The 2,766-nt window shown below is 46.3% G+C and carries 4 protein-coding genes; 1 reads left to right on the forward strand and 3 read right to left on the reverse strand.

Going from position 1 to position 2,766, the window contains the following annotated elements; all coding sequences use genetic code 11:
- Window positions 1-257 (forward strand): MFS transporter (locus KKD83_08750; protein ID MBU2536235.1); only part of this gene is annotated, 257 nt, incomplete at its 5' end.
- Between the two features lie 323 nt (window positions 258-580).
- Here KKD83_08750 and KKD83_08755 read toward each other — a convergent pair.
- From KKD83_08755 to KKD83_08765, 3 genes are all read right to left on the reverse strand, one after another.
- Window positions 581-1,999 (reverse strand): flavocytochrome c, encoded by a 1,419-nt coding sequence (locus KKD83_08755; GenBank protein ID MBU2536236.1) that lies wholly within the window; start codon window positions 1,997-1,999, stop codon window positions 581-583.
- A 73-nt stretch (window positions 2,000-2,072) separates the two neighbouring features.
- A complete protein-coding gene (locus tag KKD83_08760) occupies window positions 2,073-2,441 on the reverse strand; it encodes a cupin domain-containing protein (GenBank protein MBU2536237.1) in 369 nt (122 codons plus the stop codon).
- A 132-nt stretch (window positions 2,442-2,573) separates the two neighbouring features.
- Window positions 2,574-2,766 (reverse strand): hypothetical protein (locus tag KKD83_08765; GenBank protein MBU2536238.1); only part of this gene is annotated, 193 nt, incomplete at its 5' end.

Genomic DNA, 2,766 nt, shown 5'->3' on the forward strand with positions numbered 1-2,766 from the left:
ACGGAGGTTTTTTTGCGCTTATATCACCAGCAGTGGCGGAGTTTTTCGGAACCCGTTCCCATGGATTAATCCTGGGCATTGTTATATTCAGTGGTACGGTGGGAGGTTCTATCGGTCCACTTGTGACTGGACATATTTTTGATACAACAGCCAGCTACCGGGCAGCTTTTATATTGTTACTCTCGCTGGCAATCGCAGGGTTCATATTGGTTCTATCGTCGGGTTCACCAGAACGGAAAGCGATGAGCCGGACATAATACGACAAACATAACAAGCCGTTATTCCCATAAGGGGACAGTTACCGCTGAACATCACCCAGGAACTGGCGGAGAGTTAGACACAGCAGGTTCCATTCATCTCATTTGGGATAAGGCGCGTAGCTTTGTTTCCTTCTTTTGGTCGAACTAAACTCAAGTTCTAAAGCGCTTACTAAACGGAGTTCTTTAATAAGAACGGATTAGAACCTCAGGGGGCATTATTCCAGAGACCCTAATCTTTTCCTCCTTATTGCAAGGAATTCCGGTCTCGCATCTGTTAACTGCTTCAATAATCAGCCAGTTGTGGTTCAAATCCTCTTTCATCATCCTTTAGCTGCATTTCTTCCGGCGATACGGCCAAATATCACTGCTTTTCCTACAGAGGTCCCTGACATATAGCTAGCGCCATGAAATCCCCCTATTATCTCACCTGCCGCATATAATCCTGGAATTTTTCCCTGGCGAGTTAGCACATTCATATTTTCGTCAACAGCTATACCCCCGTAGGTTGCTGGCAAAAAAGCTTTTGTCTCATAAGCATAGAAGGGCGGTGTATCTATTCTTGCAATCTTACCAACTCCTCCGGCTAATGTAGTTCTCCCAAAGTCCAAATCTTTCCCTGCATCCGCCTGGGTATTGTATCTATCAATGGTTTCCTTTAATGTTTCGGGGGGAACATTTATTTGGGAAGCCAGCTCCTCGATTGTATTGGCTTTTAGCAGCAGATTGATTCTTGCCTGGTCTAGCCCCTTCGATTCTTGTACAAGAGGCATTACACTCGCTTCTACTACTCGCCGTCCCACCTCATATATTTTCTGGTCGAATATCTGATAGCTAATAGCACCTGGCTGTTCGATAGAAGTTGTACCTATGTCCTTGTATGGTCTTGATTCGTCAACGAATCTCTCACCCTTTTTGTTTACAATGATGGCTCCATGATAATAACCATGGAACACTTCTGCTGCTGATGTCCCAGTTCCGTGCATCCCGAAGGATGGTCTAACATATTCCATATCTTTTAGATAGGCTCCTAGCCCTTCTGCCATTCTATGGCCGTCACCAGTATTTCCCCGTCCTGACGCCACCAGCACTTTAACAAATCTCGGGTCGATGCTATTCAATCTCCTGGCGTCGCGTCCGAATCCGCCACAAGCTAGCACGACACCTCTTCTGGCCCTGACCCGGGTGGTTTCTGACGTCTCCTTGGCACTAACTCCTATAACCCTCTTCCCATTATCGGTAACAAGCCCGGTCACCATGGTTTGAAAAACGATTGTTACCCCTTTGTTTTCAGCAGACTGTTTCAAAATCTTGATGAGCTCAAGCGGGTCCAACCTGTGTTCTCGTGAGACACTCATCCCTGCAGCTGTAGCCAGACTGGCCCATTTCACACCCAGCCTCGTCAGCCAGTTATAGGTATCAAGTTGGTTTCTCACAAAAGCCTGAACCAACTTTTCGTCGTTTTTCCATTGACCGACCTCCATCAGGTCTTTGTGGAGCAGCTCATTTGAATCATGAACCCCTTTCTCCTCCTGTAGATCGGTTCCGGCAAAGGCAAGTCCGCCTCCGGATAGAGCAGTAGAGCAGTCCCAGTATTTGGCTTGTTTTTCAAGCACCAGTGTCTGTGCTCCTGCACCCGCTGCCTCTATCGCTGCTGTCAGCCCAGCTGCTCCTGCACCAGCTATTACAACATCCACTTCGGCATCCCACGCCGTAGAATGTTTCTGGGTTTTTCCCTCCATTGTGCTCTTTTTCTCCTTTTAAATAAATACTAAATATTTCTAGAACATTTAATAACACCGATTCTCAGAGTTTTCAGTCAGGCAACTGTAAGATAGCCACGAGCACATCAGACCCACCAAGGACTCGAGTGACATGACCTTTGCCAATTGTATCCTCCATGAGGAAGACACTCCCAGCCCCAAAGCGCCGTAACTCACCATCACCTGCCTGCACTTCAACTTCACCAGAGAGAAAAAATGAAAACTGCCTCTTTGGCGTCGGATGCCAGACACCAAACCAATCAGCAGGGAGAGTGCCAAAGACGAATTGTGAGGCCTGGCTAAATGGTGAAAGGAAAACAGGAGGGGCCGGTGGAGCAAAGTCGACAAGAGCAAGTTTGACTGCTACATCCTCAAAATGCGATACGCCTTCCTTGTCAGCATATATACGAGTGTACTTCATTATATAATACCTCCTATCAATTTATTGTAAGCCCCGCCTAATCAGGTAGCCTAGCATATTAAAATAAACATTACAGGCTATGTCAATAATATCGCAATCCTAATTTAAAGAGTGATATAATTACAGGGGCTTTTACCTCCTTATACTAAGCCTCGTAAACAAGCCGGCACCCAGTAAAGTTATCACCGCCCCAAAGTAAAATGTAGAGTTAATACCGACGAAATCGATTACCGTACCTCCCAATATCGGGCCCATCCTTAAAGGATGGATAAGAAGTAGCTGACTGCTTGGGGACGCTTTCAGGGAGAAATAAAATGGTAATGAC

It is taken from the genome of Chloroflexota bacterium (assembly GCA_018829775.1).
Taxonomy (GTDB): domain Bacteria; phylum Chloroflexota; class Dehalococcoidia; order Dehalococcoidales; family RBG-16-60-22; genus E44-bin89.

Coding starts and splice junctions, on each gene's coding strand:
- KKD83_08755 (MBU2536236.1), bottom strand. CDS start 1,999: ATGGAGGGAAAAACCCAGAAACATTCTACGGCGTGGGATGCCGAAGTG.
- KKD83_08760 (MBU2536237.1), bottom strand. CDS start 2,441: ATGAAGTACACTCGTATATATGCTGACAAGGAAGGCGTATCGCATTTT.